Source organism: Clostridium manihotivorum, assembly GCF_004015185.1.
Lineage (GTDB): Bacteria > Bacillota > Clostridia > Clostridiales > Clostridiaceae > Clostridium_AR > Clostridium_AR manihotivorum.
The window spans coordinates 4,763,119-4,778,399 of record NZ_CP025746.1 but is presented as its reverse complement, the minus strand read 5'-3'; the positions used below and the strand labels follow the sequence as shown (position 1 = coordinate 4,778,399).

General features: G+C 31.6%; 10 protein-coding genes and 2 pseudogenes. 8 read left to right on the top strand and 4 right to left on the bottom strand.

Annotated elements, in window-relative coordinates; genetic code table 11:
• Window positions 1–53: 53 nt before the first annotated feature.
• A complete protein-coding gene (locus tag C1I91_RS21475; protein ID WP_128214711.1) occupies window positions 54–3,209 on the bottom strand; it encodes an Ig-like domain-containing protein in 3,156 nt (1,051 codons plus the stop codon).
• Between the two features lie 530 nt (window positions 3,210–3,739).
• Here C1I91_RS21475 and C1I91_RS21470 point away from each other — a divergent pair.
• Together C1I91_RS21470 and C1I91_RS21465 are read left to right on the top strand one after the other, a co-directional pair.
• Entirely contained in the window at window positions 3,740–4,699 is a 960-nt protein-coding gene (locus C1I91_RS21470) for a MerR family transcriptional regulator (protein WP_128214710.1), read from the top strand.
• Window positions 4,700–4,777: 78 nt separating this feature from the next.
• A complete protein-coding gene (locus C1I91_RS21465) occupies window positions 4,778–5,167 on the top strand; it encodes an alpha-crystallin domain-containing protein (RefSeq protein ID WP_128214709.1) in 390 nt (129 codons plus the stop codon).
• A 75-nt stretch (window positions 5,168–5,242) separates the two neighbouring features.
• Here the strand turns inward: C1I91_RS21465 and C1I91_RS21460 are convergent, their stop codons facing one another.
• Window positions 5,243–6,127, bottom strand: coding sequence for a VIT1/CCC1 transporter family protein (locus C1I91_RS21460; protein ID WP_128214708.1), 885 nt, complete (start codon window positions 6,125–6,127; stop codon window positions 5,243–5,245).
• Between the two features lie 718 nt (window positions 6,128–6,845).
• On the opposite strand from C1I91_RS21460, the gene C1I91_RS21455 reads away from it, so the two are divergent.
• The 6 genes and pseudogenes from C1I91_RS21455 to C1I91_RS21430 all read left to right on the top strand — a co-directional run bounded on the left by C1I91_RS21455 (window position 6,846) and on the right by C1I91_RS21430 (window position 14,474).
• Window positions 6,846–7,292 carry a flavodoxin family protein gene (locus C1I91_RS21455; RefSeq protein WP_128214707.1) on the top strand — a complete coding sequence of 149 codons (447 nt, stop codon included), beginning with the start codon at window positions 6,846–6,848 and terminating at the stop codon, window positions 7,290–7,292.
• A 401-nt stretch (window positions 7,293–7,693) separates the two neighbouring features.
• On the top strand, window positions 7,694–8,059 hold the full coding sequence (locus C1I91_RS21450; RefSeq protein ID WP_128214706.1) for a zinc-ribbon domain-containing protein: 366 nt from the start codon (window positions 7,694–7,696) through the stop codon (window positions 8,057–8,059).
• A 271-nt stretch (window positions 8,060–8,330) separates the two neighbouring features.
• Window positions 8,331–10,064, top strand: a complete 1,734-nt coding sequence (locus C1I91_RS21445; RefSeq protein ID WP_128214705.1) for an ABC transporter ATP-binding protein — start codon at window positions 8,331–8,333, stop codon at window positions 10,062–10,064.
• Window positions 10,065–10,076: 12 nt separating this feature from the next.
• Window positions 10,077–11,816 (top strand): ABC transporter ATP-binding protein, encoded by a 1,740-nt coding sequence (locus tag C1I91_RS21440; RefSeq protein ID WP_128214704.1) that lies wholly within the window; start codon window positions 10,077–10,079, stop codon window positions 11,814–11,816.
• A 387-nt stretch (window positions 11,817–12,203) separates the two neighbouring features.
• Window positions 12,204–12,593 carry a DUF2500 domain-containing protein gene (locus C1I91_RS21435; RefSeq protein ID WP_238475862.1) on the top strand — a complete coding sequence of 130 codons (390 nt, stop codon included), beginning with the start codon at window positions 12,204–12,206 and terminating at the stop codon, window positions 12,591–12,593.
• 831 nt (window positions 12,594–13,424) lie between these two features.
• Window positions 13,425–14,474, top strand: a pseudogene (locus C1I91_RS21430) (IS630 family transposase).
• Here the strand turns inward: C1I91_RS21430 and C1I91_RS21425 are convergent.
• The gene (locus C1I91_RS21425) at window positions 14,464–14,895 is read right to left on the bottom strand and encodes a hypothetical protein (protein ID WP_128214703.1); all 432 of its coding nucleotides are present in this window, start codon (window positions 14,893–14,895) and stop codon (window positions 14,464–14,466) included. The pseudogene C1I91_RS21430 and the gene C1I91_RS21425 overlap by 11 nt on opposite strands.
• A 15-nt stretch (window positions 14,896–14,910) precedes the next feature.
• A pseudogene (locus C1I91_RS21420) lies at window positions 14,911–15,245 on the bottom strand (IS701 family transposase); the annotation flags it as partial.
• Between the last annotated feature and the right edge of the window lie 36 nt (window positions 15,246–15,281).

The following is a 15,281-nucleotide window of genomic DNA, read 5'->3' as shown; positions in this document are numbered from 1 at the left end:
TATATTTATATAACAGGATTTAAGTATTTTTTATAATTTATAAATTTTAAATATTAAGGACAAAGTAAATCTCTTAAGAAATCAAATATAGCATCTACTATGTCTTTCAGAGTAATAGGCTTTGATGAAACTTTTACTTCACAAGCAGCACTGTAGTTTCCATCCACTGTTGTTACCTTAATAGTTGCAGTGCCCTTGCCAACAGCTGTGACTTTACCGTTTTGATCAACGGTTGCAACAGAAGTATTGCTTGAAGACCATTTTACAGCTTTGTTAGCTGCTTCTACTGGTGTTACAGTAGCTACAAGAGTAAAGGAATCCTTTTTCTTAAGCTGTACACTTGAAGTATTAAGTTCAACCTTTGTAGGATGACATACATCCCTCTTAACATTTACTGTGTAAGTTTTAGATGTCCCATCTTCAGCTGTAACCAATATAGTAATTGTGTTATTACCTACAGTAAGATTAGGGATAGTTGCATTTTCTGATAAAAGTGCAGAACCATTTACAGATACCTTTGCAGTTGAATCAGCTATAACTGGAGTAACTACAACTGATGATACTGAGTAATCAACTGATGCAGAATAAGCTAAGGTATCAGTTGAAAATGCTGGAGATATAGCTATATTTTTAGAATCATTAGTTTGTAAACTAAGAGAATTTAAATTTGCATTGCTTGATTTTGGTATAACCTTCATAGCACAACTTGCAGTTAGACTGCCATCAACAGTTGTTGCAATTATATTTGCTTCACCAGCACTAACAGCTGTTACTTTTCCATCTTGATCTACTGTAGCTATAGCTGTATTACTAGAAGACCAAGTTATTGACTTATTTGCAGCTTCATCAGGGTTTACAGTAGCTGTTAATGTAGTAGTTTCTCCTTGTTTTAACTGTAAGTTAGTATTGCTTATTATTATATTAGAAGGATGACACACATCTCTCTTAATATTCAAAGTGTAAGTCTTAGTTGTTCCATCTTCAGCAGTTACTAGTATATTTACTGGGTTATCACCTATTGTTAGATTAGGTATAGTAGCCGTTCCACTATCAAGGGAAGCTCCGTTTACAGTTACTGAAGCTTTACTATCTGCAACAACTGGGGTAACTATAGCTGAAGATACTGAATAGTCAACCTGGGAGTTATAGCTTAATGCATCAGCAGAGAAAATTGGTGCAGTAGCTATGTCCTTTAAGTCTGGAGTCTGTATATTTAAAGAGCTTAAATTAGCATTGCTTGACTTAGGTATAACTTTTATTATTGGAGTAGTTTGTCCATCTGTTACGGTGTAGGAATTTGGTAAGTCAGCTTTTTTGTTTCCTGCCGTATCGTATAGACTTAATGTTATTCCACTTCCAGACTTAACTGCAAGCTTAACATGGTTAGAATCATCTGATTGAGCAGTTCCGATTACAGTTCCGTTAGATACTGCAGCAACTAAGCTTCCTGGAGTTCCATCAACGGTTCCTTCTATATAACCATATCCGCTAGTTAGAGTAGTAGCAGTTTTTGTATCAACATTATTTTTACCGTTTTTTAGTCTTATATTAAGTACGTTGTCTGATCCGGTATTAGTTATTTTTGCTGTTACAGTTAAAGGCACAGAGCCAGTTAGGGTTGTATAACCAGGAGTAGACCAGGAATTTGAAGCTTTATCATAAACTTGACCAACTTGAGTCCCTCCAGTTAGATACATTCCAACACTGACACCGGAACCATTTCCTCCTATATTTAAAGCAAAAGGTTCATTTGCATATACATAGCTTGGATAAAGAGATAATTTAAATGTACTTTGAGTAGGATCAGTAGGTGTTGTAGGTGTAGTTAGATATGGAGCACCATAAGAACCTGGTTTCCACGTGTCAGTATTCCAAGGATCAAAGCCATTTGCTGGAGCTGACCATGGATTACCGTTATCTGGGTCAGATTTTTCTACATCAGCCATTGGAGTATAAGTTGCTCCGTATACGTCTGAAGGATGAGTAGTACTTCCGAAGCCTACATAATCTTGAGTTGAATCTGCAAGCCAATTTACTATGTTTACAGAAAGTTTAGCTGCGTTACCTAGTTCATTCCATCCATCATAAGTGGTTTTAGCATTTCCGTTTGTTGCATTTTTATACTTTGGTGTTTTGTCTTCTAGAGGAGAAGAATCACCTATAAATGCTGCTCTTCCCTTGCTTGGCTTTGATATAGCCACAAAGGCACCTTCCTTATGACCTCCGAAATATATACTGCTGCCACCATGAGAGTTTTCAACTCCACTAGCCCAAGGTTTTAGGTCGTCAGTTTCATTAAAGTATACTATACCTTTGGCTTTATTTGGATCAGTTATTGCAATAGTAGAGCCCGCTGCCATAAGAATTTTTTGGCCAACAACTCCATCAGTTAATCCTTCAGTTTCTGTTGTTGGTCTTATATCTGTAGGACCTGTTTGTCCAGAATTTAGCGGATTTGAATCACCAGCATTAAATCTAAATCTTAATCCGAAGTTTTCTGAAAGCCATCCCTTTGAAGCATCTTTGGTATTTCTTAGATCTCCATAGACACCGTTCATATTATAGTTAGCGTTATCACATCTGTTATAACCGTCATAAACTTCTGTTGAATCCCAAGTGTTTAAATTTCTATCTCCATTATAGTGGTCTGCTATAAAGTAAACACCCTTACCTGAGTCAACAAATTTCTTTAAGGCTTCATACTCGGATTTCCTAAAAGGTCTGTTAGCCTCTGCGGTTACAAATACATCAGCATCTTTTATTGCATCATAGGTTATTATTGCTTCGTTTTTATCAGCTGAAGTGCCTTCTTGATCTGCTGGTAAGCTTCTGTCGTCATAAAATCTTATAGCACCATCATTATTTTTATCTACACCTCTATATTCTTTTACAGTGTAGCCTTGATTCACAAGTGCATCTGCAAAGTCCGAAAAGCCTCCGTCAATTACCCAGTCAGCTTGTCCGGCTGCATTATCATGAGCATTATCAAATAAAACAACTTTTCCATTGTTTTTAGCTCCAGCAGCGGGAGTTTTTACTGGTATGGTGTTATTCCAGCTGTATGCTGTTGAAGTGTTATCAGCAGCTTTTGCAACCTTTAGGGTACCGCTTACAAAAGGAGCAGTAAAACCTGAAAGTTCAAGAGTCAAGGCGATTGAAAGCGTTATAGCCATTAGCGACTTGCGAGACATCATTTTTCTCAGTGACATTAAAATTAATCCCCCTTAAATTTTTATTTGGTAGATTGATTCGTTTTTTAAAAATCGTATTTGTTGGATAAATAGAATTTATGGAAAATCAATCCAAGGAAATTATAGCATTATAAATACGAATAATCAATGATTATTAATTTTAGTAAACATAGGTTAATTATAAGTTAAAAATTATTAATATTGAAGGTGTCTGCAATTGTTAAGTAAAGAGTTTAAGAGATTAAACTAAGGAGTGGTTAGTGCAGCTTTATACTTTTTGAGAAGATAAATATTGTGAATTATTTGCGATTTATTTAAGTAAATATTCGGGTTATTTATTGGTATTGTAATAAAAATACAAAAATATAAATTTTTTATTGACATATACCTAACGTATATCTTTACAATTAAATTGAGCTAATTAGTTTCTTTAGAGCATAAATCTCTATTATTCATTAGTTAAATGAAAAATAGAATTAAATAACTTGATTTATTATAAGATGATTAAAATTAAGCGATTGGTTATTTATGTAAGGGAGATGTTAAGTATGAATATAAAAGAAGTATCTTTAAAAACTGGATTGACTAAAAGAGCTATAAAGTATTATGAAGATTTAAAAATGATTGAACCACATAAAAATGAGGAAAACTCATATAGGGAATATTCAGAAGAACATGTGATAAAGCTCAATTTGATAGCGGCTTTAAGAATGTTAAATATACCATTGGCAGATATCAAAGAAATCTTAGAAGGAAAGAGACAATTTAATGAAGTAATGAAAAGTTCTTTAGATATATTGAATAAAAAGATGGAAGAACTTGAAAATAGTAAGGTTGTAATTTCTAAACTTATTGATAAATCTTTTGACAATTATAATGAAGCTGGAGACAACGTTGTAAAGTTAAGAAAAAGCCTGGAGATATCTATGATGGAAAAGAAAAAATTAATATCGGAAATGATCCTTGACAAATTTCCTGGAAAGTTTGGACAAATAGTTTTAGCATGGCATGAGCCATTTCTAAATATTAATATAGATAGCGAAGAAAAAAAGAAGGCATGGATAGAGTTGGTAGAGGTTCTAGATGATATTGATACTATAGATAGTAATAGTTACTTTGTAAAGTGGTACGAAAATATCAATATAGGAGATATGAAGCAATATAAAAACGGAGTAGTAAAATTTACTGAAAATATAATTGGCATTAAATCTAAGGCAGAAGATATGTCAGAAGATGTAAAGGCTTTTATGAAACTTACAAAGGAAGATAATGCTCTTAAAGAGCGTTATATAAAATTTAAATATTCTGAGGAAAAGTTTATAGAAGAGGAAACTAAAGTTGTAGGTGAGGTGAGAAATAAAATTACATCCTGTTTGAAGGTACTGAACGAAGATTTTAAAGAGTATATAGAAGGTCTGTCTATAATGGTTAAACGTTCAAATGATGCTTTTATCAAGGAAACTGGTAGTGATGTTGAAACCTATTTTAAAAATAATTTCAAAAAATGATCTGTAATTATTTAATATGAACAAAAAGTCAAGTTATAAATAGAATAAAATGTGAGCAATTTTATCGAGGAAAACTTAATGTTTGCATTATTTAATATGATGAGCAATTTTAATGAAAGCAAAGCTGAATTTAAAATGCTAGATTTAGATGATAAGTATGTGGTTCTTGGTAAGCTAATAGGGGTGCCTAGAGATAACATAAATTTGAACTATGACAATGATTACTTGACTATTGATGTGCTAATAAAGAGAGTGTCAAATAGGAGTGGATATGGAGGGGTGGTTTTCTTTCAACAGGTTAATAATGTGAGGAAAACCTTCTATGTACCAAATGTTGATTCAAGAAATATAGCAGGCAACTTTGATGGGAGTAATTTGATTATTAGTTTACCAAAGAAAATTCTTAGCATTAAGAACAAGGTTATAATTGATGTAGACAAATATATTGAAGAAAACAAACTTGAATAATGCAAAGAAAAACTCCCAATAAATATAATTGGTTCATATTTATTGGGAGCTTTAGTTTTATAACAATGTATAAAATTAAACATCTATACCTAAGAATTTTTTTACTAATAACCCAATTACAAAGGACACTGCGGCAACGCTAAGACTTATAAGTGACATTTCGGCAAAACGCTTTTTAAAGGATAAGTTTTTTGCCACTGAAATATAGTAGTTGAAAGCCGCTATTATCATTATTACTAGCACAAGCATAATCATAAGAGATAAGCTATACATATTGTCCGGTAGCAGCAAATATGGAAGTATTAATATTACAACAGTTAATAAATATGCTATTCCAGTATAGAAAGCAGATTTTTTTGCGTTTTTATCGCCTTCTGAACGGGCAGATAAAAACTCTGAAGAGGTCATAGAAAGTGTTGCAGATATACCAGTTATTAAACCTGCCAGAGATATAAGTTTATTGCTTTGCATAGCAAAAGAGTAGCCTGCCAAGCTTCCAGTAAATTCAACTAAGGCATCATTTAACCCTAATACCATAGATCCTACATATTGAAGTCTTTCTTCATCTAACAACTCTATCATCTTCTGTTCATGTACTAGCTCCGCTTTTTGGATAGTTTCTATTTCTGGTACTAGCTCTTTAAGTTCATCATCTGCGCTATCATTGTAAAGAGATCTATTTAAGGAGTTTTCCATCTTTTTTATTACAAAAGTATATCCAAAAATCTTAGCAAGACATGTATAGAAGAAAATTTGTAGTTTTGACGGTTCTACATCAACCTTAGAATACTTTTTCCATATATCATAATGCTTTTGTTCTTCTTCTGCAATTCTAAGAAGAGTTTCTCGGTTTTTATCATCTTTTATATATTTGGCTATGTTTATATAGATAAGTTTTTCTGTAAGCTCACTTTTCTGAAGAGCCTTTAATACCTTTAACATTCTATCGTTAATTGCCATATTATCACTCCTATATTAATAAGTTTTTATATGATCTGAATATAATAATTTCTTTGTTAAGTTTTAAAGTTTTATGGATAGATGTACCACCTCATAATAAAATTTATATTTTCAAATTCTCCTCTCAAAAACTACAGGAGTTTTTAAAATTGATTTCGAATTGAAGTGGTACATCTTTAAATGCATATTCTCGTAATAAAATATATACCTAGAAGAATTAAGTTGTACACAATTTAATTTTATATTATCATTATAATTCCCTAATGTCAATTCAATTTATAGTTACAAATAACAAATTTGTCCAGGGATAAATTTAAGTAATAGTCTGTGATCTCATAAAGTTTTTTATTAGGTTATTAATTAGAATATTAGGTGCTAATAGTAATTAGTTCAATTATTAGATGGATATTATAGAACTTTAACATGTTTTAGGTGCATATGAATCTGAGAATATTTCAAGCAATGTTATTACTACAAGTAGTATATATAGAATTTAATTAATCTATGTAAGTATGTATTAAAGAAATGTTGCTGGAATTTTTCAATATAAAATGTTTATTTGAAGCTTAGATTGCACATAAAAATAATGATAAATTTTTATCAAATAACATATTTACTTTTTAAACTAATTGGTATAATATTATCCTTGTGAATAGATTTTGTAAAATTTAATGATGTAAAATATAATTGTGCATTCTAAAGAAAGAGGGAGAAAAAGATGAAGACTTTGATTGTCTATTGTTCTTATCATCATGGTAATACAAAGAAAGTAGCTTTAGCTATGGGAGAAGTGGCAAAAGCTGAGGTAGTAGAAGAGGCTCAGGCTAGAAACATAGATTTTTCTAAATATGATCTAATAGGTTTCGGATCAGGTATATATGGATTTGGATTTGATAAAAAGATGGTTGCTTTAATTGAGAGTGCAAGCTTAGAAAATAAAGAAGTTTTTGTGTTTTCCACAAATGATAGCGGCTCAGTAAGAAATCATCAAGCTGTTTTAAATATACTTGAAGGCAAGAAAGCTAAGGTTCTTGGAAACTTCTCATGTAAGGGTTGGGATACCTTTGGACCGTTTAAACTTATTGGCGGAAGAGCAAAGAATCACCCTGATGCAAGTGATTTGAATAATGCAAAGGAATTTATAAAAGGAATAATCACAAAGTAGTATTTCAAGTTAATTAATGATATATAATGGTGGCGCAAGTATTTTTTACTTGCGCCATATTTATTCTTTAGGAATTTCCACGAAGTCTAAGAATCTCACAAAAGTATAATGAAAAAGTTTGTCTTCTTAGTAGAAAATTATATTTTGATAAAGCTTTGTATAAGCATACGGCGATTTATTAAAGAGTATAAAGGAGAAAGAATAAACCTGATTATTTTGAAATCATAGTATGAACTTTTAGAATATACAACAAATAATGAGAATAAAGGTATATTGTTAATATATAGATTAAATAGTACAATTTATAAGAAGGATTAGATTTAGAATTTATTTGAACTAGTCTTAGTAATTAGGAGCTAGGACAAAAGTTCATTTTATTATATTGCTAGGAAGGAGTCAAAATGAGAACGGATCCAAAAACACTGTGGGATAACTTTGAAAAGATAGGTAAGAAAAGATATGTTTTATCAGCTGTAATAATGATTATTATTGTATTCTTTATTGGAGATATCAAAGAAATTATATTTGGGAAAATGACTTTTGGGAAAAATCAGATTATTTTAAAGGGAATAGAGCTGATAGCCTGCACCATATTAGCTTACATATTTTCTATAGCCACATGGAACAATATAAAGAGACAAGCTGAGAGTCAGATAAATAAGGAAGAAAATAATAGGCCTAAAATAGCTTATTGTTATTATTGTGGAGCAGAGCTACAAGATGGCGAAGAAGTTTGTAGTAATTGCGGGAAGAAGCTAGAGGTATAAATTAAGATAGTTTTTACTAAGTTCACTTTTTTATTGTTTAAATCAGTATAAAATTTATTGACAGCTAGATTTAGCAATATGAAGGATTTAGTAGAGCTTGATTTGAGTGTGAATGATAAGTTTTAAAGTATAGGTTATATTTACCTATACTTTTTTTGTATGGATAATGCATATAATTAATATTTTTAATATAGTAAGTCCTTTGCTATAATTAAAACATAGTGAACCTTGAAGGAGATTTGCTGAAAGAATTATTCAAGGAGGAAAAGTCTTGATAAAATTAATACCTTTCTTAAAAAATTATAAAAAAAACGTTTTTTTAGGTCAGTTTTTTAAGCTTTTAGAAGCTATATTTGAGCTTATGATTCCGACCATAATGGCACTAGTTATTGATAATGGAGTTAAGAACAGAGATGTACCATATATACTAAAGATGGGAGCTTTGATGTTGGTGATTGCAACTCTAGGAGTAACTTTTGCTTTCACCTGCCAATACTTTGCGTCTATTGCTTCTCAAGGGTTTGGGACAGTTTTGAGAAATGCTATTTTTAAGCATATTGGAACCTTTTCTCACGCAGAGATAGATAGTTTTGGTACTGCATCTTTGATCAACAGAACAACTAACGATGTTAATCAATTACAGTTGGCGGTAGCAATGTGGATCCGTCTAGTGGTAAGAGCTCCGTTCCTATGTATTGGTGGTATTGTTATGGCCATGATACTTGATTTGAAACTATCCATAGTAATACTCATAATACTTCCGGTATTTGTTTTAGTATTGTTTCTAGTAATGAGAAAGTCCATACCATTGTATAAAAAGGTACAAGGTAAGCTTGATAGATTAGCAGTTATACTTAGAGAAAATCTTTCTGGTGTTAGAGTTGTAAGAGCTTTTGATAAAGTAGATTATGAAAAGTCTAGATTTAGAGCTGCTAATTCAGATTTGTCAGACACAGCTGTTAGGGTTGGAAGTATAGCTGCACTTATGAACCCAGCTACATCTATAATAATGAATTTTGCTATTATTGCAGTAATATGGTTTGGTGGTATTAGAGTAAATGTAGGTGGCATGACACAGGGACAAGTAATAGCTTACATAAATTACATTATTCAAATTTTTTCTGCATTAGTTGTAGTTGCTAATCTTGTTGTTACATTTACTAAAGCAGCTGCATCTGCAAGCCGTGTTAATGAGATTTTTGATACAAAGGGAAGTATAGTAGACAAAGAAGCTATTTTAAACTTGAATAGATTAAGTGTCGAAAAGGGTTCGGAAGAAGCTATAGAGTTCAATAATGTTACCTTTACTTATAAAGGCTCCAATGAATACGCCTTAAAGGATATTTCTTTCAAGCTGAAAAAAGGTAAAACATTAGGAATAATAGGAGCTACAGGCTCTGGAAAAAGCACTCTTATAAGTCTGATACCGAGATTTTATGATTGCGATGAAGGAAACATTAAAGTCAATGATATTGATGTAGTAAATTGCAGTCAAGTTGAATTGAGGGATAAGATAGGAGTCGTGCCACAAAAAGCAGTAGTATTTACAGGAACTATTGAAGAAAACTTAAAGTGGGGAAGAGAGGATGCTTCTGATGAGGAAATCAAAAAGGCTGCTAGAATAGCTCAAGCTTCAGAATTTATTGAAAAGCAGCCTAACGCTTATAACACAAAAATAACACAAGGCGGAGCTAATCTGTCAGGGGGGCAAAAGCAAAGATTAACTATAGCAAGAGCATTGGTGAAGAAGCCAGAGATACTTATATTAGATGATAGCTCTAGTGCGCTTGATTATGCTACAGATGCAGCACTCAGAAAGGCCCTTAAGAGTAATACAGAAGAAATGACGTTAGTTATAGTTTCTCAGAGAGTAAATGTGGTTAAGGATTCTGATATGATCCTAGTCTTAGATGATGGAAATCAAGCAGGACTTGGAACACATGAGGAACTCTTAGAAACCTGTGAAGTTTATAAAGAAATTTGCCTCTCTCAGGTCGAGAAATAGGAGGTTGTTAGATTGAAAAATAAAACGTTAAGCAGATTATTGACATATGTAAAAAAGTATAAGATACAATTGAGTTTGGTTATAGTTTTTGCTATAGCAAGCAATATTCTTACTATAATAGCTCCTTTTTTTACAGGTAAAGCCATAGACTATATGGTTAAGAGAGGGCAGGTTGATTTTCCAGAGATACTTAAGGTAGTAGCACTTCTTGCTGTTGTTTATGGATTAAGTGCGTTGCTTCAATGGTTTTTATCAATATTTACAAATGTAATATCAAACAGGACTGTAAGAGATATAAGAGAAGAGCTGTTTGAAAAGTTAAATACTTTGCCACTTAAATATTACGATGGAAAGGCACATGGAGATATTATTAGTAGGTTTACCAATGATATAGATGCAGTTTCAGAGGGGTTACTACAAGGAATAACCCAGCTATTTTCTGGGATCGTGACCTTTTTAGGTTCGTTGATTTTTATGGTAGCCATAAGTCCAGTAATTACCTTGGTAGTTGTTGTTATGACGCCGCTATGCTTTTTACTATCATCTTTTATAGCTAAAAATTCTAAGAAAATGTTTAGAGAGCAGTCAAAGACTCTAGGAGAGCTTAATGGATATATAGAAGAGATAATAGGAAATCAAAAAATAGTCAAGGCTTTCAATTATGAAGAGAGATCTCAACAGGTGTTCAAGGAGATCAATGACAGATTGTATCAATGTGGACAAAAAGCCCAATTTTATTCATCCTTGACTAATCCAGGGACTAGATATATAAACAATTTAACTTATATTTTTTCGGGTATAATAGGTGCATTAGTTTCAGTGGCAGGTGGACTTTCGATTGGTAAAATATCAAGCTTCTTAATATATTCAAATCAATTTGCAAAGCCTATAAATGATATAACAAGCATAGCAACTCAGCTTCAATCAGCTATGGCTTCTGCTGAAAGGGTATTTGCTGTGTTGGACGAAAAGGGCGAAGTGTCCGAAGAAAACAAAGATATTATAAAAGACAAGGGAGTTAGAGAAGTAAGATTTGAAAATGTTAGTTTTTCATATAAAAAAGAAAGCCCTTTAATAGAAGACTTCACTATGGATATAAAGCCAGGTAGTACAGTGGCTATAGTTGGTCCAACTGGAGCTGGAAAAACTACCTTAGTAAATCTTTTGATGAGATTCTATGAGACTGATGGTGGTAGCATATTCATAGATGGAAAAGACACAAAAGAAGTTACTAGGGAAAGTGTAAGAAGTTCTTTTGGTATGGTGCTTCAAGAAAGCTGGCTTTTTGCAGGAACTATAAGAGATAATATAGCCTATGGTAGGAAAGATGCTACTGAGGAGGAGATAATAAAGGCTTCCAAGGCTGCTTATGCACATAGCTTTATAAAGAGGCTTCCCAATGGATATGATACTATGATAACTGAAGATGGAGGTAATCTATCTCAAGGACAAAGGCAGCTATTAACTATTGCTAGAGTGATGCTTATGAATCCAACTATGCTTATACTAGATGAAGCTACCAGCAGTATAGATACCTTGACAGAAGTTAGAATACAAAAAGCTTTCTTAACCTTAATGAAAGGCAAAACAAGCTTTGTAATAGCACATAGGCTATCAACCATAAGAGAAGCAGATTTGATACTTGTAATGAATAACGGAAAAATTATAGAAAAAGGAAATCATGAACAGCTTCTTGAAGCCAAGGGCTTCTATGCCAATTTATATAATAGCCAATATGCATTGGCTAACTAAGCTTGCAACCATTAGATAAATGTTAGAATAATCATATCAACTGATTGACCGATATAGAGTTGATATGATTATTTTTTTCTGTTAAAAAAGTATAAAACTTTTTGCTAGCTAAACCTAGCAATATCAATGGATTATAACGGCTATTTAGGGCAAACAGTAAAAAAGAAATCTTATTCGATTGATAGATCTTCCAAATATACATTCAGAAAGGCAGATACGCAAAAAAGTCGCTAAAGAAGTGTCACTTCAGTGACCTTTTGATTTTTATGGTAAAATTTATACAAATAACGCATAATTTAGAGGACAAGTAATACATATATAGAATAATACAACATATAGGCAATAAATGAGAAATTTATGTATACATAAGTTTGTAGGAGGTATTAGATGGATAATTTTGCGGGCTCATCTTTCTTTGGTGATATGCCAATCTTTATGAAGCTGTTTTTTGGCATTATTTTTGTAGTAATTGTTTTTACTATAATACGTGCAATAGCTCAAAGTATAAAAAATGTTAAGTCTCCTGTCATTACAGTAGAAGCAAAGGTGATAGGAAAAAGAACCAATGTATCTCATCATAGTAGTAATTCAGGTGTCAATAATACCACCACCAATTCTACTAGTACAACTTACTACATAACCTTTGAAACGGAGCATGGAGAAAGGTTAGAACTGCCTTTAAGCGGTAGGATGTATGGACTTCTAGCAGAAGGAGACAGAGGCAAGCTCACTTATCAAGGAACTTGGTTTAAGGATTTTAAAAGAGAGCTAAATTAAGTAGTGCTTAAATTAAATAAAAGCATAAAAATATGCCCTAAAAGCCCATTATAACTATATATTTATATGATTTTATAAATATATAGTTATAATGAAAGAGTATATCAATTTATGAAGTTTTAATATTATATTATATTATATAATATAATATAATATAATATAATGTGCCATGAGCTCGAAACCAAAGAACCATGGCGCATTATATTTTAGCCCTAAACATTACATCTTTATAGTTAGCAAACATGTTTTTAGCATAAGATTAAACATGTTTATTTTTAATGTGGTTTATCAATTCTAACAATATCCCCACCTAATGTAGGTGATATTTCATAATCAGCTAAAATTGTTTTTGTGGAAGCATCTCTAATGTCTATATAATAACTGCCATCAATAGTAGTATCTCCACCATATTTATCAGAAAAGCTTATATCCTTTTGAGTAAGCTTAGGATTTTTATTTAAAAAATCTTCAACAGCTATATATACAGCTCTCTCCCAAGGAATATAAGCTTTATTTATAGGTGGATGATGTGGAATATTTAAGTTTAAACTAGGCTTGGATTGAGCAGCTGTAGATTGTTGAGTATTAGCATTAGTAGTAGTTTTAGTTTTCTTTTGTTCTTCTTGTCTTGCTAATTCTAACTTTTTTTTATTTTCTTCCTCTTGCTTTTGCTTTTCTAATTGATCTTCTTGTTCTTTTTTTACCTGCTCTTCATATATAAGTTCTATTTAATAAAATTCATTACCATTTAATTTCCGTTTATACTATTTGCTAAGAATACACAAAATAAATATATATTTATTTTGTGAGGTGATTCAAATGAATAATGTGATGAAGAATACAGTTGAATATAATAATAAAGCAATATTGGAATTACAAGCGGCAATGAAAAAAACTAAAAATATAAGAATGTATAAACGATACTCTGTAGTTTTAAAGCATCTTCAAGGCTTTCAGAATAAAGTAATTGCAGAAATGGAAGGGTTAGAAGAGCATGCTGTTGGTAGCTATATTAAAAGTATAAAGTCAATGGGTTAGAAGGTCTTGCTATGAAGAAACCATCTGGTGCCCCTAGAAAATTAAGCCCTGAGCAAGAACAAGAACTTATTTATGTAATAACAAATAACACGCCTGACGAAGTAGGCTTTGAAGCAATAAAAACTGGACAATTAAGTTAGTATGTCAATGGGTTATGCTTAACTTTAAAATTATTATAAAACATAGCAAACATGGCAGTTATACTTCATAGGCTAAATTTGAGTTATACAAGACCAACATACGTACTTAAAAAGGCTGATAAGGAAAAACAAGAAGTTTTTAAAACAGATTTTGAAACTCTAAAAAAAACACCTTGATGGCTTAGTTGATACTATATTATTTCAAGATGAATCAATGATAAGAGATTATCAGGCTATTCAAAAGACATGGTTTGTAAAAGGTCAACAACGAAAGATACCTACTTATGGAAAGAATGCAGGCGTAAAATTAATAGGAATATTAGATTATGAAACCGGTCATGTCTATTGTGAAGAACATGATAAATATGATGCTGTAGTATTTCTTGAGTTTTTAAAGAAGGTGCTTTCGCAATACCCGAAGGGTAAAATAGTGATTGTTCTTGACAATGCTAGGATTCATCATGCTAAGTTGATACAACCGTTTTTGGAAGAAATGAAGGATAGACTTGAATTAATGTTTTTACCACCATATAGTCCAGAACTAAATCTAATTGAGGGGTTATGGGGATGGTTAAAATCATCTGTAGTGAATAATGTGTTCTTTAAGAGTGTGAATCGTGTTAAGGATTCAATACAAAATTTCATTAGAACAATAAATAAGGTTCCTACAGCAACAATAGACAGGCTATGCGTTAGAATGTAGAAACCTTATTAGAACTTATATAGTCTGATTTTAATTTAGTAATTTCTTGCTTTTTAGTAGTAACCTTGTCCATTACATATTTTGAATTATCAACTACTGAATCTAAATAGCTTAATGCATCATTATATTTTTTATCACTAATCAATGAATCTAAAATCTTTAATCCTATAAGATTTTTTTCACTTGTAGTTATATTATTTAGTTTTGAAATTACATCCTTACTGTTTTTCATTTTTAAACTATCGTTATACAACTGTTTGGCTTTTTCAAATTCGCCGGCATTTTCCATGCGCTGAGCATCAGATAACAAAAGATTATATTTTTTTTCATTGTTATAATGAAAATAGTAGGAAGTAATTCCTATGATAAGAATAATTGAAAATACTAAAATTGATAAAATAATCGCTCTTTTTTTTCTCATAAATATCACTCCTCAATAATAATCTAAGCCTTCAACATTTTTTATAGAAACATACTTTTTACTTAAAGTATCATCAATAATTAGAAATCCAATATCATCATCATTTGATGCATTTGAGATTTCAGATATAGCATGAAATATTCGTTCATCATTTACATACTCATGATTACATTAGTATGAGCCCAGAAACCTTGAACCTGTACTTCGATGCCTATTACAAGCAAGCTTGGATAAATTGAAGATAGATTTTTGCTTACTTCGGTGACGGTTATTCCAGAGATTAGATTTACCATATGATTCTTTAACCCAGAAGAATATGGTAGATTTAACTCTAAAATATAGTTTTCTATTGCAGTCACCATAGATTTACGTCCTTAGACTTGTTG